The organism is Kitasatospora sp. GP82 (assembly GCF_029892105.1).
Classification (GTDB): Bacteria; Actinomycetota; Actinomycetes; order Streptomycetales; family Streptomycetaceae; genus Kitasatospora.
In genome coordinates, this window is the sequence record NZ_JARZAJ010000011.1 from 170,211 (window position 1) to 193,230 (window position 23,020).

Here is a 23,020-nt window from a genome sequence, read left to right on the forward strand (position 1 = left end):
GCGGCCCGTCGGGCACGCTTCGCGGAGCCGTCACCGGACGGGGCGCTCCCGGTGGCGCCGGGCAGGTGGCGGTGATCTGCTGGGAGTGCCCCCGCGGCTCTCTCCCGACCTCGGACGTGTCGCACCAGGTCTGCCCGAAGCGACAGTTGACCGAGGAGGCAGCCGTTCGCCCCGATTCCCAGTGACGGAACTTCCGCAGCTCCGATCGCGGCCGTGCCCGGAGGGATCACCGATGACACAAGCACGGCGGGGGACGCTCGGGTCGGCACGGGGGAGGAGCGGATTCAGCCGCAGGGGCTTCCTGCGAGCGGTCGGGATCAGCGGCGGCGCGAGTACCATGTTCGCCGCCATGGGCGCACTGGAGCTGGCTCCCACCGCCGAGGCGGCGGCCGCGCCACCGTACCGCGCCCCGCGGGCCTCGGACTTCCGTCTGACCGGACGCTCGGCGGCCAGCGTGGTCGTCCTCGGCGGCGGCGTCGCGGGGCTGGTCTCGGCGTACGAGCTCGGCAAGGCCGGGTACGACTGTACGATCCTGGAGCCGCGCGGCCGTACGGGTGGCCGCAACTTCACCGCGCGAGCCGGTACGCGCCAGAGCGAGCTGCACGGCTACAGCCAGACAGCGCGGTTCGCCGAGGGCCAGTACATGAACTGCGGGGCGGCGAGGCTGGCACAGTGGATGGTCACCGTCGACTACTGCCGCGAACTCGGCGTCCCGATCGAGGTCTTCACCAACTACAACGCCGACGCCTACATCTACAACGAGAAGTCGGGGATGACACCGGGCCGTCCAGTGCGCTACCGCACGGCCGAGGCCGACACCTATGGCTACGTCGGCGAGTTGCTCGCCAAGGCGAGCGACCAGGGCGCGTTGGACAAGCAGCTCACCGCCGCGGACCGGGAGCGGCTGCTGGCCTTTCTGGAGAGGTGGGGCCGCATCGGGGCGAAGGCGGACGGCTTCGCCTACCGAGGGAGCACACGGCGCGGCTTCGGCGTCTGGCCGGGCGCCGCAGGTACCCCGGGAATCGAGCTGTCGCCGGTGCCCAGCGTGTCGGAGGTCTTCGCATCCGGCGTCGGCCGCTACTTCTCCTTCAATCTCAACTACAACCAGGCGATGGTGATGTTCCAGCCGGTGGGCGGTATGGACCAGCTGCCGAAAGCACTCACCCGCGCCATCGGCCCCCGCCGCGTCAGGCTGGGCTGTCAGGCCACCTCGGTCACCGAACTCGCGCACGGGGTGCGGGTTGCCTACCAGGACGGCACAGGGCAGGAGCGAGTGGTCGACGCCGACTACTGCATCGCGGCCATGCCGCCGCACCTGCTGGCCGGACTTCCGCACAACCTGGGCAGTGCCGTCCAGAGGGCGCTCACCTCGATCGCCCCGGCCTCGGCGGGCAAGATCGGATTGGAGTACCGGAGCCGCTGGTGGGAGACGGACCACCGTATCTACGGCGGCATCACCGAGACCGACCTCGATCTCAGCCACATCTGGCACCCCTCGTACGACTTCAACGGCGAGCGGGGTGTGATGATCGGCTACTACAACACGGGCAGCCGCGCCGACCGGTACGGAACGATGTCCCCCAAGGCCCGCGAGGAACGGGCGGTCGCGCTCGGTTCACGGATCTACGGCAGGAAGTACCGCACCGAACTGGCCTCGTCGTTCTCCGTGTCCTGGCAGTACGTCCCGCACCTGGAAGGGGCCTGGCACCGCCTCCCGGGCGGCAGCCCGGACGCGCCGGTACTGAGGCCGCTCACGGAACCGAGCGGACGGGTGCTGTTCGCCGGCGACTGGCTGTCCTACACGGACGGCTGGCAGCACGGCGCGATCCTCTCCGCACGCAAGGCGGTCACCGCACTGCACGCTCGGGCCCTGAAGCACGAACACCGCTCCACGCCCGCCGAACGCGGAGCGGTCCACGGGTCAGCGGATCAGGACGGGGGCGAGTAGGCGCAGGTCCTCCAGCTGCCGGTCGAGTGTCCTCGCGATGGGCTGCACGGCGACGTGGTCGGCGCCGGCCCGGTAGTGCGCCCGGATGTGCTCACCCAGTGTCAGGGGGTCGCCCCAGGGGACGACCGCGTCGATGAGCGCGTCGCTGCCTCCGTTGTCGAGGTCGGACACGGAGAAGCCCAGTTCGAGCAGATTGTTCCGGTAGTTGGGCAGGGTCAGGTAACGCGCTGCGTAGCTGCGGGCGGTGGCCCGCGCCCGCTCGGGGTCGGTGTCGACCACCACGGCCTGCTCGGGGGCGAGAAGGGGATCGGGGCCGAGGATCTCCCGGGCGCTGCGGGTGTGTTCGGGCGTGACGAAGTAGGAGTGGGCCCCCTGGGCCCGAGTCGCGGCGAGCTCCATCATCTTCGGGCGCAGCGCGGCGAGCACACGCGGCACCGGCCGGGCCGACGGCACGCCGACGGGCGTGGCGTCCATGGCGTCGAGGTAGGCCCGCATGGTGGAGACCGGCTTGCCGTAGTCGTGTCCGCGACCGCTCACCAACGGCAGGTGGCTGACGCCGAGGCCCAGCACGAAACGGCCGTGCCACGCTTCGGACAGCGTGTCGGCGCCGTTGGCCGCGGCAGTCGCGTCGCGTCCGTAGATGCTGGCGATACCGGTGGCGATCATCAGGCGCTGGCTGGCGGACAGCAGGACTGCCGCATGGGTCAGCGCCTCTTTGCCGGTGGGGGCCTCTCCGAACCACAGTGTCCCGTAACCGAGTTCCTCGATGGTCGCGACGGCGCGCCGCTCCTCGTCCGCCGACACCGTGGACAGCGATGCGAGCCAGACACCCGTTCGTCCCAGGCGCTGTTTCAGAGCGGGCAGGTCCACGGGCGGGAGTGCGGTGGGTTCGGCCATGTTGCTGCTCCTTGCTGTCCTTGGTTCCGGGGCCTTGTTCCGGGAACAGGCGTCAACAGCGCTCGGGCACCGGCTCCGACAGTATGTCCGACCCGGTGCCCGAGTGGTTATTCGGTGATGGTGTGTTGGCACTGTCCGTGGATTCGACGATGGCGGCGCCGTACGGGCGGTGCGGATGCTGCCGACCGCTGTCGCGCCCTGGATCGAACTCCCCGCCACCCTCACGATCCGCTTCCTGCTGACCCGGGGGGGGCCGCCGAGCGAACGGTCGCCCGTGGGGCGGCCTCCCCAACAGTGTTGAAGGCAAGGAGAGGTGACGTCGGGTCAGTCCTTTCGACGAAGGCCGATCCGGCTGCCGAGCCAGACCAGCGGGTGGTACTTCAGGTCGGCGACTCGCTCCTTCAAGGGGATCAGCGCATTGTCAGTGATCCTGATCTGCTCGGGGCAGACCTCGGTGCAGCACTTGGTGATGTTGCAGTAGCCGAGACCGTGCACGTCCTGCGCGGTTGCCCGGCGGTCCAGTCCGGCCTCGGCGGCGGCGTCCAGCGGATGCATGTCCAGTTCGGCCACCCGCATCAGGAAGCGTGGCCCCGCGAAGACGGACTTGTTTTCCTCGTGGTCGCGCACCACGTGGCAGGTGTCCTGGCACAGGAAGCACTCGATGCACTTGCGGAACTCCTGCGAGCGTTCCACGTCCTCCTGCTGCATCCGGTACTCGCCGGGCCCGAGGCCGGCGGGCGGGATGAAGCCGGGGATCTCGCGGGCCTTGGCGTAGTTGAAGGACACGTCCGTCACCAGGTCCCGGAGCACCGGGAAGGCTCGCAGCGGAGTGATCACCACCGGCTCGTCCGGCGACAGGGTGGACATCCGGGTCATACAGAGCAGTCGAGGACGCCCGTTGATCTCGGCGCTGCACGAACCGCACTTGCCGGCCTTGCAGTTCCAGCGCACCGCGAGATCCGGCGCCTGGGTCGCCTGCAGGCGGTGCACCAGGTCGAGCACCACCTCTCCCTCGTGCACCTCGACCCGGTACGACTCGAAGCTGCCGCCGGTGGAGTCGCCGCGCCACACCCGGAATTCGGCCTGGTAGGTCACTGTCCGGCTCCGCTCTGCGAGTCCGATGCGTCGTCAGTCTGCTGTGGTGGTCCGGGCGTCGCGAGGGGAAGTTCCTCGGGGGTCAGGTACCTGGCCAGTTCCTCGCGACCGAACAGGGCCAGCAGGTCGGCCCGGATCCGCCCGTTCTCCTTCCGGGTGACATCGATGCCGTCGCCGGTGTAGGTGCAGACGAGGTCGGCCCTGCGCCAGTTGCGGTCCATACCGGGGCAGTCCTCCCGGGTGTGGCCGCCCCGGCTCTCCCGGCGCAGCAGGGCAGCCCTGGCCACGCACTCGGAGACCAGCAGCATGTTCCGCAGATCCAGGGCAAGGTGCCAGCCGGGGTTGAACTGGCGGTGGCCCTCGACCACGGCGCGGGCGGCGCGGGCCCTGAACACCGCCAGCCGGTCCAGCGCCTGCTCCATCTCGCCGGCCCGGCGGATGATGCCGACCAGGTCGTTCATGGTCTGCTGGAGCTCCTGGTGCAGGCCGTACGGGTTCTCGGCGGGGCCGTCGCCGATGCGCGTCTCGTCGAACGGGTCCACCGCCTCGCGGGCCGCCGCCGCCACCTGGGCCTCGTCGATGACCGGGCGGTCGGTCAGTTCTGCTGCGTACCGGGCCGCGTGCAGACCGGCCCGGCGACCGAAGACCAGCAGGTCGGAGAGCGAGTTGCCGCCGAGGCGGTTGGAGCCGTGCATCCCGCCTGCCACCTCGCCGGCCGCGAAGAGCCCCGGGACACCGGGTGTGGCGGCGGAGTCGGGGTCGACCTCGACGCCGCCCATCACGTAGTGGCAGGTCGGGCCGACCTCCATCGGCTCGCGGGTGATGTCGACGTCCGCCAGTTCCTTGAACTGATGGTGCATCGAGGGCAGCCGACGGATGATCTCCTCGGCGGGGAGGCGACTGGAGACGTCCAGGTAGACCCCGCCGTGCGGGGTGCCCCGGCCCGCCTTCACCTCGGAGTTGATCGCGCGGGCCACCTCGTCGCGCGGGAGCAGGTCGGGCGGCCGGCGGTTGTGCTCCTGGTCGGCGTACCAGCGGTCCGCCTCCTCCTCGGTCTCGGCGTACTGGCCCTTGAAGACCTCGGGGACGTAGTCGAACATGAACCGCCTGCCGTCGCTGTTGCGCAGCACCCCGCCGTCGCCCCGTACCGACTCGGTGACCAGGATGCCCTTCACGGACGGCGGCCAGACCATGCCGGTCGGGTGGAACTGGACGAACTCCATGTGCAGCAGGCTCGCACCGGCGAGCAGCGCCAAGGCGTGGCCGTCACCCGTGTACTCCCAGGAGTTGGAGGTGACCTTGAACGACTTGCCGATCCCGCCGGTGGCCAGGACGACGGCCGGGGCCTGGACGGTGAAGAAGCGTCCGCTCTCCCGGGCGTAGCCGAACACGCCCGCCACCCGGCCACCCGTGGTGGAGCCGCCGCTGGTGCGGGTCTTGAGGATGCGGGTGACCGTGCACTCCTGGAAGACCCGCAGCCGGGCCTCGTACCGTGCCTGGTCCTGCCGGCCCGACTCCGCGAAGTCCTGCTGCTGGAGCGAGACCACCTTCTGCTGCAGTGTGCGGATCAGTTCCAGGCCGGTACGGTCCCCGACGTGCGCCAGGCGCGGGTATTCGTGGCCGCCGAAGTTGCGCTGGGCGATCCTGCCGTCCTTGGTGCGGTCGAAGAGGGCGCCCCAGGTCTCCAGCTCCCAGACCCGGTCGGGGGCCTCCTTGGCGTGCAGTTCGGCCATGCGCCAGTTGTTGAGGAACTTGCCGCCGCGCATGGTGTCGCGGAAGTGCACCTGCCAGTTGTCGTTGCTGTTGGCGTTGGCCATCGCAGCGGCGATCCCGCCCTCGGCCATCACCGTGTGCGCCTTGCCGAACAGCGACTTGCAGATCACCGCGACGCGCAGCCCCTGTTCGCGGGCCTCGATCGCGGCTCGCAACCCGGCACCGCCCGCGCCCACCACGACCACGTCGTAGGAGTACCGCTCCACCTCGGTCATCCGCGTCCTCTCGGCTCGGAAGCTGTGTCTCCGGAAGCTGTGTCTCTAGAAGAGCTGGGGGTCGCCGAAGGCGCCGGACGACACCAGGTACACGTACAGGTCGGTGAGCCCGACCGAGGCCAGCGAGGACCAGGCCAAGAGCATGTGCCGGACATTCAGCCGTCCGACGAACTGCCAGAGCCGATGGCGCACCGGGTGTCCGGAGAAGTGCTTCAGCCGCCCGCCCACGATGTGCCGGCAGGAGTGGCAGGACAGTGTGTACGCCCAGATCAGCGCGACGTTGCCGAGCAGGACGAAGCTGCCGAGCCCGGCGTGTCCCCACTCACCGCCCGTGTTCCGGAATCCGAGTGCGACGTCGTAGGTCAGGATCATGGCGAACGGGACGGCCACGTAGAAGAAGTAGCGGTGCAGATTCTGCAGGATCAGCGGGAAGCGCGTCTCGCCGGTGTACCTGGTGTGCGGTTCGGGGACGGCACAGGCCGGGGGAGAGGACCAGAACGCCCGGTAGTAGGCCTTGCGGTAGTAGTAGCAGGTCAGCCGGAAGCCCAGGGGGAAGATCAGCACCAGCAGCGCGGGCGACAGCCGCCACCAGTCACCGAACAGCGTCCAGTCGGCACCGCCGCGTACGGGCACGCAGTTCGCCGCCAGGCAGGGCGAGTAGAAAGGGGACACGTACGGCGGTGCGTAGTAGTGCGCCCCCTCGAAGGCCCGCCAGGTCGAGTAGCCGATGAACGCCAGCAGGCCGGTGACCGTCGCCAGTTGCGGCAGCCACCAGCGGTCGGTGCGCAGCTGGCGCTGCGGGACGGCGGCCCGGCCCGGGCTGTGTACGCCCGTGCCGGTCGGTGGCCCTGTCTCCGTACTCACCATTGCCCTCTGTTCCAGAACGGTGGATCCAATGTGTGGCGTGGATCACGATTGACCGAAGGCCTGCGCCGGGGCTCCTGCATGCGCGGTGAGCCGAGCGGGTGATCCGCCGTGTCGCGGCGGCTTGGGGCCGGACGCTACGGGCTTCCCCCGGACGGACGTGCCGCGCGACCTCAGTGCCCGTGGTCGGAGTCCGGCGAAGCTGCCCGCCGACGGTGCCGGTCGTGCCGACGGTTGTGGTGGTGGTGGTGCCGGTGCCGTCGGTGCCGCCGGTGCCTGCGGGTCCCGTCGGAGGAGAGGGCGGATGCCCCGGCCGGCTCCCGCACGGAGCCCTGCGGCGCTGCGGGCAGGACGTCGATCCGGCCCATCTGGCCGTTCGAGGAGTGCACCAGGTGGTGGCAGTGGTACACGTACTCGCCCGGGTAGTCGCTCCAGGTCATCGCGATCCGGACGGTTTCACCGGGGTGGATGGCGATGGTGTCCTTCAGGCCGGCCTCGGCGGGGCCGACCGGCTTCCCGTCGCGGTCCAGCACCCGGAACTGCACCAGGTGGGTGTGGAACGAGTGGGGGGCGTGAAAGACCCCGGCCGGCCTGCGGGTGTGGATGTTGCGGATCGTCCAGATCTCGCTGGTGCCGACCGTGGTCAGTACGTCCACCCGGTCCGGGTCGTACTTGCGCCCGTTGATTCTGGTGTCGGGGAAGGTCGCCATGTCGAACTCCCGCCGCACCGTGCCCTGCGGGACCGGCGGCAGGGTGGCCAGCACGTCCGGAATCCGGCTCGGGTCCTCGGCGGTCCGGGTGATGTCGAAGCGCAGCACCTCCGGCCGTTCGGTGTCCAACGCGGCCGTGTTCTCCAGCACCACGGAGGAGCCGACCGGGTAGCGGGAGAAGTCGACCACGATCTCGGCCCGTTCCGCGCCCGTCAGGGTCAGCTCGTTCAGCTTCACCGGCGCGGCGAGCAGGCCCCCGTCGGAGGCCACCTGGGTGAACTGCGCACCGTTGGCGAAGCGCAGCGACACATGGCGGTTGGCCGACACGTTGAAGATCCGCAGGCGGTACCTGCGGGCCGCCACCGCGAAGTACGGCCGCTCCTTGCCGTTGACCAGCATGTGCGGGCACTCGTACGGCCGGACGTAGCGCAGCGTGCCGTCGGTTCCGATCAGGGCGTCCCGGATCAGCAGCGGGATGTCGAACTCACCACTGGGCAGCGGCAGACTACTCTCGTGCGGGTCGCTGAGCAGATAGGCGCCGTGCAGTCCGCGGTAGACGTTCTCGGCCTCCAGGCCGTGCGCGTGGTCGTGGTACCAGAGCGAGGCGGCCACCTGCTCGTTGGGGTAGCGGTACTCGCGGGTCTGCCCGGGCTGGACGAGGTCCATCGGCAGACCGTCGTACCGGGAGGGGACGTGACCGCCGTGCAGGTGGACCGAGGTGTGCACGGTCAGGTCGTTGGTCTGCTGGATCACCACCTCACGGCCTCTCAGCGCCCGGATGGTCGGGCCGGGGAACCAGCCGCCGTAGGTCCTGACGGTGGTCCGCAGCCCCTTGACGATCTCCACCTGGGTCTCGGCCATCCGCAGCCGGTAGCGGTCCGAGGACGCTGTCACCGACACCGGGCGCAGTACCTGGGGCACCGGCATCGCGTGGGCGAACGGCACGGCACGGACGGCGGGCGTCGCGGCTGGCGTCGCGGTGGCGGCGACGGCTTGGTCCGGCTCCAGTAAGCGGCCCCAGGGGAGCAGAGCCGCTGCGCCGCCTGCGGTGGCGGATTTCAGTAGGTCTCGTCGGTTCAGCATGCCTTGTTCTCTCTCCGTCCGGGCCTCGCCGGGCGATGCGCCGCAGGACTGGTGACAGGTCGTGACCACCGGTGGGCCACGACCGGTCACCAGCGGCCACGACCACGAAGGCGCCCGGAAAACCGTCCGTCCCGGGCCACGGAGCGCCTGCCGCGCTCCATTACCGCCCGCTGACCCAGTATCAGCGCGGGCCGCAGCACGTGCACCGCGACCGCGGCCGGGCACGGCTTCCGGGCGCGCCCGGGGCGCCGCGTCGAGCACCGATGCGGTCGGCGACAGCGGGAGGGTGTCCGGGTGCCCGGCAGCCCGGCCTTCTCGGTGGCGCGTACCCGAACTATGGTGTTCGAGGTCTCGGGTCAGGGAGCAGCGCACCGCCCGAAGGCCGCACGGCTGCCGAGTCACCGTCAGCACACCAGAAGGAGTACCTGTGTCCACCCGCCACGAACTGCGAACAGTCCCGGCCGCCGCACCCCTGACTGTCCTGCTGATGGTGCTGGCCCTGCAATGTGCCACCGGGAGCCCGGTGCAGGCCCGGCCGCTCGACGGGCCGCGAGCCGTTGCCGCCTCCAGCAGCCGGGCCGCCGAGGTGCGGATCACCGAGGGGCAGGTCCGAGAGGTCGGACGGGGCGGCAGCATCCTCTACCCCAGCGTGACCAGCTGTCTGACGGTGACGGTCCGTCTGCGGGACGGCGGTCTGGTGGGCGCCCACGCCAGTCTGTTCCAGGTGCCCGGCGAGTACCGGTCGGACGAGATCCTCCCCGCCCTGCGGAAGCAGGTCGGCGACCGCCGGGTGAGCGCGGTCGAGGTGAAGGGTGCCGTCGGCGCCTGGTACCCCGGCTATCTGACGAAGGCGGTGGAGAGTTACGGGCCGGGCGAAGAGGTGCCCTACCCCACGAGGCCCGACTTCGACGGACTGGCGGAGGCGGTGGCGCACGGCCTCGGCCAGCCTCGCGAGAAGGTCACGGTCGAGGACGTACCCGACGGGGATCTGACGATCCGCTGAAGCATGCAGGGTCACCCGGGCCGCGTCGGCTTCGCGGATTCCCGTAACCGGTAGGGACCCCGTACTCCGTAAGGGCGAGCGGGGCTGCGCGCCGCATCACTTCGAGGGCGCGCTGCTCTGCCGCCTACTTGCCCCAGATCTTCCGGTACGCCTCGCGGTAGCCCGGCGGGTCCCAGGCCGTGGCCCCGTTGCTGTTGGCGGCCGTGGCGATGTGGACCGGTGCGACGTATCCGCTGGCGGGGGCGTCGGAGAAGGCGCGGTTGAACTCGTCGACGATCTGCCAGCCCTGCTCGGAGAGCGGCTCGGGAACGGTGGCGGCCTGGAACTGCCTGCTGTTGATGCGCTGGAAGGCCGAGGGGTCGCCGTCGCCCGCGCCGATGTTGAACGGGGCGGCATCGCCCTGCTTGCCGACCGCGCGCAGGGCCGGTGCGGCATCGGCGAAGTACAGGTCGTTGATGGCGACGGAGTACGTCCAGCGGCCCTGGAAGCGGGAGAGGAGGGAGGAGACCTGCTGGGGAGTGCGACTGGTCGCGTCCGGGATGGGGATGTTCTCGTAGGCCAGCATCTTCACGCTCGGGCAGGTGGCGAGTTCGTTCCTGATCAGATCAGACTTGTTCTTGGCGAACGGAATCGAGTCGTCGGTGAAGAGGACGACTCCGGCGTTGCCGTTGGACTGCGCGATGACCCAGTCCGCGCTGATCTCCGCGACGTCCGCGACCCTGGTGGTGATGTTGCTGAGGAGCTTGGGGCTGCTGCTCGGGCCGGGGGAGGCGAGTGCGTGCCAGCCGACGAGCGGGATGTGCGCCGCATCGGCCTGCGCGACCTGCTGCGACGTCAGATTCGGGTCGAAGCCGCCGATGACGATGCCCGAGGGCTTGAGTTCGACCGCCTGGCTGAGGGCCGCCTGGATGCCGGCGGGCGTGCCCTGTCCGTCGATCACCCGGACGCTCCAGCCGATGACCGTCGCGGCTTCGATGACGCCCTTCGCGGCCCCGGCGACGCCGGGGTTGGTCATGGTCTGGGCGACATAGACGATGGTCCTGCCGGAAACCGCGGTCGGACCGCTGGTGGGGCCGTTCCAGGAGACGTTGGTCCTCTCCGCCTGGTGCACGTCCGCCTTGGCCTTGGCGAGGACGGCTGGGCAGCCGGCTCCTGACGGCCCTGCGGGGGAGGGCCCGTTTCCGGTCGACACACCGCGCTCGCAGCCGGCCACGACGGTGACGGCTGCGGCCAGCACAGAGGCGACTCCGAGGGCGGTGTCGCGGTTCACGGGGTGTCCTGGGAAGGCGTGCCGTCCGTCGGCGGCGCGGTCGGCGGCTCGGCGAACGAACGGCGGGTCTCGGTGGCGCCGACGCGCAGCCGACGCCGTGCGGAGTACCCGGCCAGGCCGACGGCGAGGAGCAGGGTCGCGCCGTTGAACAGCGGGACGGCCCAGAACTCGGCGCCGAGCTGGCCGATACCGGCCAGGCCGACGGCCAGGACGGCGACGGCGACGACGGTGCCCAGAGCGTTGGCCCGTCCGGGCTTGATGGCCGTGGAGCCGAGCAGCGCGCCGACGAACGCGGGCAGCAGGTAGTCCAGGCCGACACTCGGGTTGCCGATCTGCTGCTGCGCGGCGAGCAGGACACCCGCGAAGCCGACGACCAGGCCCGATCCGACGAAGGCGTAGACGCTGTACCGGCGGGTGGGGATGCCGACGAGTTCGGCGGCGCGGGTGTTGGAGCCGATGACGTACATGTACCGGCCGAGCGGCAGCCGGTCCAGCAGCAGCCACAGGGCGACGGCGAGGGCGAGCACATAGGAGGCGGAGACCGGCAGGCCGAGGAATTCGGAGTCGTAGAGGTCGGTGAAGGCGGCCGGCAGGCCGCCAGCTCCGGGGACGATCTGCGCGCCGCCGGTGATCCAGCCGGTGAAGGCGTACAGGATGCTGCCGGTGCCGAGCGTGGCGATGAAGGAGTCGATCTGCCCGAACTCGACGATGACACCGTTGAGCATCCCGAAGACCGCTCCTCCGAGGATCACCACGAGGCAGGCCAGGGGCCAGGGCCAGCCGCCGTTGACGATGAGTTGCAGCGCCACGACGTGGGCGAAGCCGAGGCCGTAGCCGATGGACAGGTCGAACTTGCCGGTGACGATGGGGATCGTCGCGCCGAGCGCGAGGATTGCGGGGATCGACTGGTTGTAGAGGATCGAGGAGATGTTGTCGATGGTGGGAAAGGTGTCGGGCAGTGCGGCGGAGAAGACCAGGAACAGCAGGGCGGTGAGGGCCAACAGGCCGTAGGTGCCGATGAGGTGCCCATGCAGGCGGCCCAGCGGGGAACGGCGGGAGGGGGATCTGCTCATCGGGCCGTCGCACTTTTGTCGATGTCACTGCCGGTGACGGCGGGCAGGGCCGATGCGGCGCGGGTGAGTTCGGTGACGGTGAGGGCCTCGCCGGTCAGCTCGGCTGTCACCGCCCCGCACACGAACACCAGGGCGCGGTGGCACACGGTGGCGACCTCATCGAAGTCGGTGGAGATGAGCAGTACCGCGAGGCCGGCGGCCAGTGCCTCGTCGAGCAGGCGGTAGATCTCGGCCTTGGCGCCGACGTCCACGCTGGCGGTCGGCTCCTCCAGGATCAGCAGCCGTCGGTTCACCCGGAGCCACCGGCCGACCATGATCTTCTGCTGGTTGCCGCCGGACAGGGTGGCGATCGGAGCCTCGCTGTCACGAGGGTGCACCGAGAACCGCTCGATCAGGGCGGTGGCCTCGGCGCGCTCGCGCCGGGGGCTGATCCAGTGCAGCGCCGGCAGGCCGCCGACCCGGGGGTTTGCCAGGAAGTTCTCACGCACCGTCAGTTCGGCGGCGCAGCCTTCCTCCTGACGGTTGCCGGTCACGAAGCCGACGCCCAGGGCGACGGCCGCGGCGACCGAATGCGGGGTGTACGGCCGTCCGTCGAACAGGGCCCGCCCGGCGAGGATCGGCCGGGAGCCGGCGAGAGCGCGGCCCAGGCCGATGTGGCCGGCGCCGGTGAGGCCCACCGCCCCGAGGATTTCGCCGGCGCGCAGCTCCAGGCTCACCGGTCCGGTGTTCTCGGTCCGGACGCCGTCGAGGCTCAGCACGGCCGGGCCTTCGGCGGGGGCGGTGGCGGGCGGCCGTCCGCGCGGGCGACCGGTCGGTTCGTGGCCCACGATGTCGTGCACCAGGCGGCCGGGGCTGTGCCCGGCGAGCGGGCCTGAGCTGATGAGGTGGCCGTCACGCAGGACGGCGAAGGTGTCGGCGACCCTGTACACCTCGTCGAGCCGGTGGGTGACGTAGACGACGCCGTGCCCTCGGTCGCGCAGCGTGTGCAGGACGCCGAAGAGCCTGGCACTGTCCGCGGCGGAGAGGCTGGCGGTCGGTTCGTCCAGGACGACGAGCTCCGCCCGCGTCGCCAGGGCGCGGGCGATGGCGACCAGCGAGCGCTCGGCGGGGGCGAGGTCGGCGATTCGCGCGTCGGCGTCGAGGTGTCCGGCGACGATCGCGAGGGCCTCGGCGCAGCGCTCCCGGGTCAGCCGCCACGAGACCAGCCGGCGACGGCGCGGGTAGCCGGTGACCAGGGCGATGTTCTCGGCGACCGTCATCCACTCGACGAGGCTGAGGTCCTGGTGGATGAAGGACATGCTCCGGGAGGCTGCGTCGGTGCCGAGCGGGTGCCCGGCCACCGCCACCTCGCCCTCGTCGGCGCGGTAGACCCCGGCGAGCGTTTTGATGAGAGTGGATTTTCCGGCGCCGTTCGGACCGAGCAGAGCCAGGATGCTGCCGCGGTGGATGTCGAGGTCGATCCCGGCCAGCGCGAGAGTGCCGCCGAACCGCTTGCTGAGACCGCGAATGCGGACGAGCGGGCCGCGGCGTGCGAGTGGGCCCACCGAGGTGTCGAGAGCGTCGTCGTGCATGGACCTCTCCAGGGCTCGGCCTCCGAGTCCTTCCCGACCTCTGTCGGGAGCACTACTGAGCGCCTGGCGGTTCGCCTTCTCCGCACTGCGCCTTCCTGCGGTGCACCGTTCCTACCACCTGGGCCCGGCCACCGCATTTCTGACACGCTGCGGTCCCCTTCTGCCGCCGAAAGGCGAGTTATTCGATGCCGGGAAAATCCTCCGAATAAATCCCGGATATGTCAGGGATCTGTCCGGACGCCTCCAGGGCGCACTCGGCCCAGATGACCTTGCCACGGGCGGTGTAGCGGGTGCCCCAGGCCTGGGCGAGCTGTGCGACCAGGAACAGGCCGCGGCCGCCCTCGTCGGTGGTGGCCGCGTGGCGCAGGTGCGGGGCGGTGCTGCTGGCGTCGGAGACCTCGCAGATCAGGTTGCGGTCGTGGATCAGCCGTACCTGGATGGGCTCGGTGCCGTAGCGGATGGCGTTGGTGATCAGCTCGCTGAGCAGCAGTTCGGCGGCGAACGCGACCTCGTCCAGCCCCCACTCGCTCAGTCGGCGGGTGGCGGCGGCGCGCATCTCACCGACACGGGCCGGGTCGGCCGGCAGGTCCCAGGTGGCGATCCGGTCGGGGGGCAGGGCACGGGTGCGGGCGACGAGCAGCGTGACGTCGTCGACGAGGTGGTCGGGCACCACGGCGTCCACGACCGCGCGACAGGTGTCCTCGGGTGAGCGGTCCTGGTGGGCCAGGGCGTGGCGCAGCTGATCGAGGGCCGTGTCGATGTCGCGTCGGCGGTCCTCGATGAGCCCGTCGGAGTAGAGGACGAGCCGACTGCCCTCGGGGAGGTGGAGCTCGGCGGTCTCGAAGGGGAGGCCGCCCAGGCCGAGAGGGGGCCCGGCGGGTAGGTCGGGGAAGGTCACCGTGCCGTCCGGGCGGGCCACCGCGGGTGGGGGGTGGCCGGCGCGGGCCAGTGTGCAGCGCTGCGAGGTCGGGTCGTAGACGGCGTACAGGCAGGTGGCGCCGATGATGCCGGTGTTCCCGGAGTACTCCTCGCTGCCCTCCTCCCGGTCCAGTCGGCCGACGAGGTTGTCCAGGTGGGTGAGGAGCTCGTCGGGGGCGAGGTCCAGCTCGGAGAAGTTGTGCACGGCGGTGCGCAGGCGGCCCATGGTGGCGGCCGCGTGCATTCCGTGGCCGACGACATCGCCGACGACCAGGGCGACGCGGGCGCCGGAGAGGGGGATGACGTCGAACCAGTCTCCGCCCACCCCGGACGCGGCGGGCAGATAGCGGTGGGCGACCTCGACGGCGCTCTGCTCGGGCAGGCCGCGCGGGAGCAGGCTGCGCTGCAGGGCCAGGACCATGGTGTGTTCGCGGGTGTACCGGCGGGCGTTGTCGATGCAGATGGCGGCGCGGGTGGCAAGCTCCTGGGCCAGTGAGCGGTCGTCGTCCCCGTAGGGGGCGGGGTCCTGCGAGCGGTAGAAGTTGGCGATGCCCAGCACGACGCCGCGGGCGAGCAGGGGGACGGCGATGAGGGAGTGGACGCCCAGCGCGAGGAGGCGCTCGGCGCGCTCGGGGTCCTGGGAGAGCCACCTGGCGGCCGCCTTGAGGTCGGGTTCGAGCACCGACTCCCTGTTGGTCAGGCACTGGAGATACGGCGTGGTGGGGAGAAAGTCGACCCGCTCGCCGACCGGGTAGAAGGGGCAGTCGTCGCGGATGCCGTGGACCACCGTGCGGCACAGATCGCTGCGGGGGTCGGTGGACTCCTCGCCGCGCAGTACGGCCTGGGGCAGGTCGATGGTGACGAAGTCGGCCAGGCGCGGAACGGCCATCTCGGCGAGTTCCTCGGCGGTGCGGGTCACGTCCAAGGTGGTGCCGATGCGGGTGCTGGCCTCGGACAGCAACTCCAGGCGACGTCGTGCCGCGACGGCGTACTTCCCCACTCCCGGCTCGCCCACGAGCAGCAGTCCGGGGGACACGCCGACCGCGGTGCCATCGGTGCCATCGGTGGTGCCGGCCGGCGTGGCGAACAGACTGCGCACGGCGCCGGGAAGGTGCCCGTGCGGCGGGGTGGCGAGGGTCGCGCCGTGTGCCGCGAGGACGGGCGGCTCGCCGGCGTGAGCGGGGGCGACGAGGTACTGCAGTGGCGAGTCGCTGTGGAGGGCCGCCTCGATGACGACGCCCTCCACCCCGGACGGGCTCGTCACGGGACGGCTCAGGAGGGTGACCCGCCGACCACGGGACAGGGGCACCTCGACGGCGGCCCGCTGGGCCGCGGAGATCAGCTCGGTGGCCTTCTCCTCGAGGATCGTCTGATCACGCCGGTCCAGTCCGCTCCGGGCCAGCTCGTCCACCCCGATCAGACGCCCGTCCCCGGTCGGTCCGCCGGTCTGCGCGCGGCGCCCGGAGTCGAGATACGCCCGTAGCAGGGAGCGCTCCCGCGCCGAACTCTGCTCCAGCAGTCGCCGTTCGATGGCGGCGGCGGCCTTGCGTATGACGACGTTCAGCTCCGGGTCCGCGTCGGTGCGCGGATAGCCGAAGCAGAGGACGCCCTCGATCCGCCCGCTCAGGGGATCGCGAACGGGAATTGCCGAACACGCATTGGACTTGGCGCGCTCGGCGAAGTGCTCGGCGCCGTAGACCTGACAGAGCCGCCTCTCCGCGAGTGCCAGACCGATACCGTTGGTCCCCCCGAACTTCTCGGCGAACACGAAGCCCGGGACGCTCTGGATCGCGGGGAGATTCCTGGCCATGGAGGCTTCGCCGAAACGGCGTTGAAGCACCGCCCCGTTCCCATCGGCAAGGGACACGTTCATCCGGCTGCCCGCGAACAGGGATTCCAGCCGGTCGAGCACGGGTCCGGCCGCGCGGACGAGCCGGCCGTCCAGATCGAGATCCTGCCGGTACGGGAGCTCGGTCTGGTCCGGTGAGAGCCCCAGCAACCGGCAGCGCTGCCACGACCTCAAGATCAGACTTCGCACGCCTCCCTCGACCGACTCGCCATGCAGGAACCGCTCACGGACCCGTGCCGGGCCTATGCCCGCCTCGCCGGAACCTGTCATGATCGCCACAGCACTCACACTCCGAGGAGCTTCACCCTTGAGGCAATATTAGGACTTTGCTCACAACCCGGTGCTTATCACCGGATCCCGCCCGTCGCCCGGGTCGTCCGTGTCGACCCACCACGGTGGCGACAACCCGACCGCCGCCGCATCATCGGCTGTACCGGGGGAAGCGGGATCGAGGAGTGCCATGAGTGGTTCTGCCTGCCCACCCGAGCGGTCCGCCGGACACCGCACGTCGGCCGCAGGCGGACCTACGATGACCCGTGACGAGTTCGACGCGTTCTTCGACCAGCTGCGCCGCGACCGCCTCCCCGGCCCGGTCGCAGGGGCGCAACGCGTGGCAGCGGCGGGACTCGTGCAGACCGGTGAGGTCGTCGCCATGGGGCGGCCGTGGGACAGCGTTCCGGGGCCGGACAACCGCAGGCCGGCGCTGCACCAGATGACCGAACTGGCGGACGTCACGGCCCCGGAACCGACCGTGCACAAGGACTTCATCGCGTCCGACTACCACGGCAAGGCGCAGACACACCTGGACGCGCTCTGCCACATCGCGTACCGCGGACTGCTCTTCGCGGGAGTGCGGGCGCAGGACGCCGTCTCGTCGCAAGGGGCCTCCTACGGTGCGGTGACCGAACTGCTGCCCGGGCTGGTGGGGCGGGGTGTCCTGCTGGACGTGGCACGCCTGCGCGGCCGTGACTGGCTGGAGCCGGGAGAGGCGGTCGGCGGCCCTGAGCTGCTCGCCTGCGCCGAGGAACAGAGCAGCCCGCTCGGGCCCGGGGACATCCTCCTGGTACGCACGGGTCACCTTGCCCGACGGCGGCAGTTGGGCGCGTGGGACCCGGACGACCTCAGCGCGGGGCTGCACCCCGGCGCGATGCGGGTCCTGAGCGAATCGCGGGTCTCGGCGCTGGGCGGCGACGGCGACAGCGACGTGCGTCCCAGCCCCGTTCACGGCGTCCACTCGCCGATCCATGTGCTGGCCATCACCGCCATGGGGCTGCCCCTGATCGACAACATGGACCTGGAGGCCCTGGCCGAGACGTGCGCGCGCACCTCACGGTGGGAGTTCCTCTTCGTCACCGCGCCGCTGAACATCCCCCGGGGCACCGGCTCCCCGGTCAATCCGCTCGCGGTCTTCTGAGACCACGGTGGGCCCGGACACTGCCTGAGCGGCCCACTGCCCGGCCCTTCGCGCCGTCGCGCTCACCAGGCGTCAGATGCACGGCTGCGCCGGGCCTCCCCCGGACCCCCGCAACACCTCCCGCACCTGCCCACGTCCCGAGTGTGGCCACGTCGCCACCGCCTGAACCGCCCACCACCTGGCGGCTGTCGAGAGGAAACACAAACACCCACCCATGAGGGTTGGGGCCGGTCGAGACTGCCGGGCTCGGACCTCGCTGAGCACGACCTGGGTCCCGCGTCATTGAGGACGACGTCGAACGGTTCGGGGAACTTCCCGTCCCGCTCCCGGATCACGTGGCGCGCCCGAGAGCCGGCGTCCTCGAGGTCCATGACAAGGTTCTTCGCCGCCTGCGGGGTTCGACTGACGATTCCTCACGCAGCCCTAATGGCCCAGGACCGGTCAGCATGTCAGGGACGCACGGCGGAGAATCGGGGAGACCGGTCGGGTACCCGGTCGGCGAGCGGACTCGTCGTCTCGGCCGATCGTCCGCGGGCGCCGTGCCGGAGCGTCTCTCCCGTGAGGAATCCGGTACCGATCCCGACACCCCTGGGCGGAGCCTTCTATGGCGGACCTTGCCTTCGTCGGCGTCACGATTCTCGTGTTCGCTGTCCTCGCCCTTGTCGCCAAGGGGGTGGAGAGGCTGTGACCACGCGGTCGCCGCACCTCGACGTGAGGGTGGCGCAATGAGTGCCGACAACATCGTGGGCCTGATCGTCTCGGTCGTCCTCGTTGTCTATCTGGTCCTGGCGCTGACCCATCCGGAGAGGTTCTGAGGTGGACGCCACTCTCGCGGGGTTCTTGCAGGCGCTTGCCCTGGTGGCAGCGCTCGCCCTGTCCCACCGCCCGCTGGGCGACTACATGGCGTACCTGCTGACCAGCGGGAAGCACCTGCGCGTCGAGCGCGGCATCTACCGCCTGATCGGCGTCGACGGTGGCTTCGACCAGACGTGGATGGCGTATCTGCGGAGCGTGCTCGCTTTCTCCGCGGTGTCGGTGCTCCTCCTCTACGCCTTCCAGCGGCTGCAGAACCACCTGTGGCTGTCACTCGGCTTCCCGGCGGTGAGCCCTGCGACGGCGTGGAACACCGCGGCCTCCTTCGTCACCAACACCAACTGGCAGTCGTACTCGGGTGAGTCGACCTTGGGCCACCTGGTGCAGATGGCGGGCCTGGCGGTGCAGAACTTCCTGTCCGCCGCCGTGGGTATCGCGGTGGCGGCGGCACTGATCCGGGGCTTCCACCGCAATCGCACGGATCAGGTCGGCAACTTCTGGGTGGATCTCACCCGGGTGACGCTGCGTCTGCTGCTGCCCGTCTCGATCGTCTTCGCGATCGTCTTCGTCGCGGCGGGCATGGTCGAGAACCTGCACGCTGCCAGCCACGTTACGACCCTCAGCGGCGCCGCCCAGAGCATCACCGGCGGACCGGTGGCCTCGCAGGAGGTCATCAAGGAGCTGGGCACCAATGGCGGCGGCTTCTACAACGCCAACTCGGCGCACCCCTTCGAGAACCCCAACCCGCTGACCAACTGGCTGGAGATCTACCTGCTGCTGGTCATCTCGTTCTCGCTGCCGCGCACCTTCGGCACGATGGTGGGAGACCGCCGCCAGGGCTACGCGATCGTCGCCGTGATGGCGCTCTTCTGGGTGTGCTCGGCGTCCCTGCTCACGTTCTTCGAGTGGCAGCACCACGGCACCGCTCTGCAGGCTGCGGGGGCCGCGATGGAGGGCAAGGAGGTGCGCTTCGGCATCCCGGGCTCCGCGCTCTTCGCCTCCTCCACCACGCTGACCTCGACCGGCGCGGTCAACTCCTTCCACGACTCCTTCTCGCCACTGGGCGGCGGGGTGACGGTCTTCGACATGATGCTCGGTGAGATCGCCCCCGGAGGCACCGGATCCGGGCTGTACGGCATGCTGATCCTGGCCGTGGTCGCGGTCTTCGTCGCCGGGTTGATGGTGGGACGCACCCCGGAGTACCTGGGCAAGAAGCTCGGTGGCCGGGAGGTGAAGTTCGCCTCCCTCTACATCCTCACCACCCCGGCGATCGTGCTCATCGGCACCGGCGTGGCCATGTCCTTCAAGGCCGAGCGGGCCAACATCCTCAACAGCGGGCCCCACGGTTTCTCCGAGGTGCTGTACGCCTTCACCTCGGCGGCCAACAACAACGGCTCCGCCTTCGCCGGCCTCACCGTCACCAGCACCTGGTGGAACACCGCGCTCGGGCTGGTCATGCTCTTCGGCCGCCTGCTGCCGATGGTCTTCGTGCTGGCGCTGGCCGGCTCGCTGGCCCGGCAGCAGCCCGTCCCCGTGACTGCGGGCACACTGCCGACCCACCGGCCGCTGTTCGTGGGGATGCTCTCCGGCGTGGTGCTGATCGTCGTCGGACTCACCTACTTTCCGGCTCTGGCGCTGGGACCGCTCGCGGAGGGTCTGCACCGATGACCACGCCTGCTCCGGACCCGGTCGCAGCCGAACCGGGCGGCCCGCTGCCAACACACGAGGCGCACCGGGTCTCCGGCGGGCTGATGGACCCCAAGCAACTCCTCCGCTCCCTCCCCGACGCGATCCGCAAGCTCGATCCCCGGGTGATGTTCAAGCACCCGGTCATGTTCGTGGTCGAGATCGGCTCGCTTCTCACCACGTACTCGGCGATCCGCCACACCAGCGTCTTCGCCTGGGTGATCACCGGCTGGCTCTGGCTGACCGTCGTCTTCGCCAACCTGGCCGAGGCGGTGGCCGAGGGCCGGGGCAAGGCTCAGGCCGCGACCCTTCGCCGGACCAAGACCGAAGCCGTGGCCAGGCGGATCGTCGGCCCGTGGCGACCCGGCGCCACCGGGCTTGCCGAGGAGGTGGTCCGGGTAGCGGAGCTGAAGCTGGGCGACCACGTGATCGTGGAGGCCGGGCAGTTGATCCCCGGCGACGGTGATGTCGTCGAGGGCGCCGCAACGGTCGACGAGTCGGCCATCACCGGCGAGTCCGCGCCGGTCATCCGCGAATCCGGCGGCGACCGCTCGGCGGTCACCGGCGGCACCAAGGTCCTCTCCGACCGCATCGTCGTGAAGATCACCTCCAAGCCCGGAGAGACGTTCATCGACCGCATGATCGCTCTGGTCGAGGGCGCGGCCCGGCAGAAGACGCCGAACGAGATCGCGCTGAACATCCTGCTCGCCGCGCTGACCATCGTCTTCCTGCTCGCGGTCGTCACCCTGCAGCCGATGGCCACCTATGCGGGCGCCGAACAGACGATCGTGGTCCTGGTCGCGCTCCTGGTGGCGCTGATCCCGACCACCATCGGCGCGCTGCTGTCCGCGATCGGCATCGCCGGCATGGACCGCCTGGTCCAGCGCAACGTACTGGCCATGTCCGGCCGCGCGGTCGAGGCGGCGGGCGACGTCTCCACACTGCTGCTCGACAAGACCGGCACCATCACCTTCGGCAACCGGCAGGCCGCCCAGTTCACGCCGGTCACCGGGACGGACGTGAACCAGCTGGCCGACGCGGCGCAGCTGTCCAGCCTCGCCGACGAGACCCCCGAGGGCCGCTCGATCGTCGTCCTGGCCAAGGAGAGGTACGGGCTACGGGCCCGCACCCAGGCCGAGATCGGCCATGCCGAGTGGATCGAGTTCACCGCGCAGACCAGGATGAGCGGCGCCGACCTCCACGAGGACGGGAGCACCCGGCGAATCCGCAAGGGCGCGGCCGGCTCGGTCGCCACCTGGGTGGAGGAGAACGGAGGGCGGCCCGGAGAGGAGATCGGGGCCCTCGTCGAGGGGATCTCCTCCGCCGGCGGCACCCCACTAGTGGTGGCCGTCCACCACACCGGCGAGCCTGCCCGGGTCCTGGGGGTCGTCAACCTGAAGGACGTGGTCAAGCACGGCATCCGGGAGCGCTTCGAGGACCTGCGCACGATGGGCATCCGAACCGTCATGATCACCGGTGACAATCCGCTCACCGCCCGGGCCATCGCCGACGAGGCCGGCCTCGACGACTTCCTCGCCGAGGCCACACCCGAGGACAAGATGGCCCTGATCAGGCAGGAACAGGGTGGCGGCAAGCTCGTCGCGATGACCGGTGACGGTACCAATGACGCACCCGCCCTCGCCCAGGCGGACGTCGGGGTGGCGATGAACACCGGCACCTCGGCCGCCAAGGAGGCCGGGAACATGGTCGATCTGGACTCCAACCCGACCAAGCTGATCGAGATCGTCGAGATCGGCAAGCAACTGCTGATCACCCGGGGCGCGTTGACCACCTTCTCGATCGCCAACGACGTCGCCAAGTACTTCGCGATCATCCCGGCCATGTTCGCCAGCGTCTACCCGGGCCTGCGGCACCTCAACATCATGGCCCTGCACAGCCCCACCTCGGCGATCGCCTCGGCGATCGTCTTCAACGCGCTGATCATCGTCGGCCTGATCCCGCTGGCCCTGCGCGGCGTGCGCTACAAGCCGTCCTCCGCCTCGGCGTTGCTCCGGCGCAACCTCGCCGTCTACGGCGTCGGCGGACTGATCATGCCGTTCGCCGGAATCAAGCTCATCGACCTCGTCGTCCAGTTCATCCCCGGCCTGCATTGACCGAAATGGGCCGACGCGGGCCGAAGTCGACCGAAGGAGAACGCTCATGGCAAAGCCCCTGCCGCCCCTGATCAGGCTGCATCTGACCGGCCTGCGTGTCCTCCTGGTCTTCACCGTGCTCTGCGGCCTGGCCTACCCGCTGCTGATCACCGGGATCGCCCAGGTCGCCCTCTCCCGACAGGCCAACGGCTCACCGGTGAAGAAGGACGGCCGGGTCGTCGGCTCCAGCCTGCTGGGGCAGACCTTCAACCTGCCGAAGAAGAATCCCGACGACCCCAAGGAACAGGCGGCGCCGGACTCCAAGTGGTTCCAGCCGCGCCCCTCGGCAGCCGGCACCGACGGCTACGACCCCACCGCCTCGGGCGCCTCCAACCTCGGCCCCAACGACGCGGGCCTGACACAGACGATCCACGAACGCCGCGCGGCGATCGCCGCCTTCGACGGCGTCGCCGCCGGCCAGGTGCCCCCCGACGCGCTCACAGCGAGCGGCTCCGGCCTCGACCCGCACATCTCGCCTGCCTACGCTTATGAGCAGGTCGACCGGGTTGCCAGGGCTCGCGGTCTGGACGCGCCGAAAGTCCGCCAGTTGGTCAAGGATCACCTCCAGGGCCGCACCCTCGGCTTCCTCGGCGAGCCCCGGGTGGACGTGGTCACCCTGAACCTGGCGCTCGCGCGGCTCGGCTGACACCTTCCGGGGAAGGAGGCGCGCGGTGACGCAGCACCC

General features: G+C 70.4%; 16 protein-coding genes and 1 pseudogene. 7 read left to right on the forward strand and 10 right to left on the reverse strand.

From position 1 onward, the window contains the following. Positions 1 to 232: 232 nt before the first annotated feature. Positions 233 to 1,948, forward strand: coding sequence for an FAD-dependent oxidoreductase (locus P3T39_RS13910; protein ID WP_280697844.1), 1,716 nt, complete (start codon positions 233 to 235; stop codon positions 1,946 to 1,948). On the opposite strand, the gene P3T39_RS13915 is transcribed toward P3T39_RS13910, so the two are convergent. From P3T39_RS13915 to P3T39_RS13935, 5 genes are all read right to left on the reverse strand, one after another. Continuing rightward, positions 1,922 to 2,845, reverse strand: coding sequence for a TIGR03620 family F420-dependent LLM class oxidoreductase (locus P3T39_RS13915; RefSeq protein WP_280697845.1), 924 nt, complete (start codon positions 2,843 to 2,845; stop codon positions 1,922 to 1,924). The two genes, P3T39_RS13910 and P3T39_RS13915, sit on opposite strands and share 27 nt — an antisense overlap. Before the next feature lie 324 nt (positions 2,846 to 3,169). Continuing rightward, the gene (locus P3T39_RS13920) at positions 3,170 to 3,940 is read right to left on the reverse strand and encodes a succinate dehydrogenase/fumarate reductase iron-sulfur subunit (protein WP_280697846.1); all 771 of its coding nucleotides are present in this window, start codon (positions 3,938 to 3,940) and stop codon (positions 3,170 to 3,172) included. After that, positions 3,937 to 5,928 carry a fumarate reductase/succinate dehydrogenase flavoprotein subunit gene (locus tag P3T39_RS13925; RefSeq protein ID WP_280697847.1) on the reverse strand — a complete coding sequence of 664 codons (1,992 nt, stop codon included), beginning with the start codon at positions 5,926 to 5,928 and terminating at the stop codon, positions 3,937 to 3,939. The genes P3T39_RS13920 and P3T39_RS13925 overlap by 4 nt, the downstream gene beginning before the upstream one ends. Before the next feature lie 45 nt (positions 5,929 to 5,973). Continuing rightward, the gene (locus tag P3T39_RS13930) at positions 5,974 to 6,795 is read right to left on the reverse strand and encodes a hypothetical protein (RefSeq protein ID WP_280697848.1); all 822 of its coding nucleotides are present in this window, start codon (positions 6,793 to 6,795) and stop codon (positions 5,974 to 5,976) included. Between the two features lie 170 nt (positions 6,796 to 6,965). Next, positions 6,966 to 8,585: a multicopper oxidase family protein gene (locus tag P3T39_RS13935; RefSeq protein WP_280697850.1), complete on the reverse strand. Its 1,620-nt coding sequence runs from the start codon at positions 8,583 to 8,585 to the stop codon at positions 6,966 to 6,968. 427 nt (positions 8,586 to 9,012) lie between these two features. Between P3T39_RS13935 and P3T39_RS13940 the strand changes: the two genes are divergently transcribed. Further along, positions 9,013 to 9,588, forward strand: coding sequence for a hypothetical protein (locus P3T39_RS13940; RefSeq protein WP_280697851.1), 576 nt, complete (start codon positions 9,013 to 9,015; stop codon positions 9,586 to 9,588). A 124-nt stretch (positions 9,589 to 9,712) separates the two neighbouring features. Here P3T39_RS13940 and P3T39_RS13945 read toward each other — a convergent pair whose 3' ends face one another. The 4 genes from P3T39_RS13945 to P3T39_RS13960 all read right to left on the reverse strand — a co-directional run bounded on the left by P3T39_RS13945 (position 9,713) and on the right by P3T39_RS13960 (position 16,539). Continuing rightward, complete coding sequence (locus P3T39_RS13945; RefSeq protein WP_280697852.1) at positions 9,713 to 10,858, reverse strand: substrate-binding domain-containing protein; 1,146 nt, start codon at positions 10,856 to 10,858, stop codon at positions 9,713 to 9,715. Further along, on the reverse strand, positions 10,855 to 11,931 hold the full coding sequence (locus P3T39_RS13950) for an ABC transporter permease (protein ID WP_280697853.1): 1,077 nt from the start codon (positions 11,929 to 11,931) through the stop codon (positions 10,855 to 10,857). Before P3T39_RS13950 ends, P3T39_RS13945 begins: the two co-directional genes overlap by 4 nt. Beyond that, positions 11,928 to 13,502, reverse strand: coding sequence for a sugar ABC transporter ATP-binding protein (locus tag P3T39_RS13955; RefSeq protein ID WP_280697854.1), 1,575 nt, complete (start codon positions 13,500 to 13,502; stop codon positions 11,928 to 11,930). Before P3T39_RS13955 ends, P3T39_RS13950 begins: the two co-directional genes overlap by 4 nt. Before the next feature lie 178 nt (positions 13,503 to 13,680). Next, positions 13,681 to 16,539 carry a SpoIIE family protein phosphatase gene (locus P3T39_RS13960; protein WP_280697892.1) on the reverse strand — a complete coding sequence of 953 codons (2,859 nt, stop codon included), beginning with the start codon at positions 16,537 to 16,539 and terminating at the stop codon, positions 13,681 to 13,683. A gap of 259 nt (positions 16,540 to 16,798) precedes the next feature. Here P3T39_RS13960 and P3T39_RS13965 point away from each other — a divergent pair, with 259 nt between their 5' ends. After that, positions 16,799 to 17,683, forward strand: a complete 885-nt coding sequence (locus P3T39_RS13965; protein WP_280697855.1) for a cyclase family protein — start codon at positions 16,799 to 16,801, stop codon at positions 17,681 to 17,683. 272 nt (positions 17,684 to 17,955) lie between these two features. Here the strand turns inward: P3T39_RS13965 and P3T39_RS13970 are convergent. Then, positions 17,956 to 18,075 (reverse strand): annotated as a pseudogene (locus P3T39_RS13970) (integrase); the annotation flags it as partial. A 333-nt stretch (positions 18,076 to 18,408) separates the two neighbouring features. Between P3T39_RS13970 and kdpF the strand changes: the two are divergent. From kdpF to kdpC, 4 genes are all read left to right on the forward strand, one after another. Further along, positions 18,409 to 18,498, forward strand: coding sequence for a K(+)-transporting ATPase subunit F (gene kdpF / locus P3T39_RS13975; protein WP_280697856.1), 90 nt, complete (start codon positions 18,409 to 18,411; stop codon positions 18,496 to 18,498). 1 nt (position 18,499) lies between these two features. Then, entirely contained in the window at positions 18,500 to 20,164 is a 1,665-nt protein-coding gene (gene kdpA, locus P3T39_RS13980; protein ID WP_280697857.1) for a potassium-transporting ATPase subunit KdpA, read from the forward strand. Positions 20,165 to 20,247: 83 nt separating this feature from the next. After that, a complete protein-coding gene (kdpB, locus tag P3T39_RS13985) occupies positions 20,248 to 22,296 on the forward strand; it encodes a potassium-transporting ATPase subunit KdpB (protein ID WP_280697893.1) in 2,049 nt (682 codons plus the stop codon). Between the two features lie 46 nt (positions 22,297 to 22,342). Further along, positions 22,343 to 22,981, forward strand: coding sequence for a K(+)-transporting ATPase subunit C (gene kdpC, locus P3T39_RS13990; protein ID WP_280697858.1), 639 nt, complete (start codon positions 22,343 to 22,345; stop codon positions 22,979 to 22,981). Positions 22,982 to 23,020 lie beyond the last annotated feature (39 nt).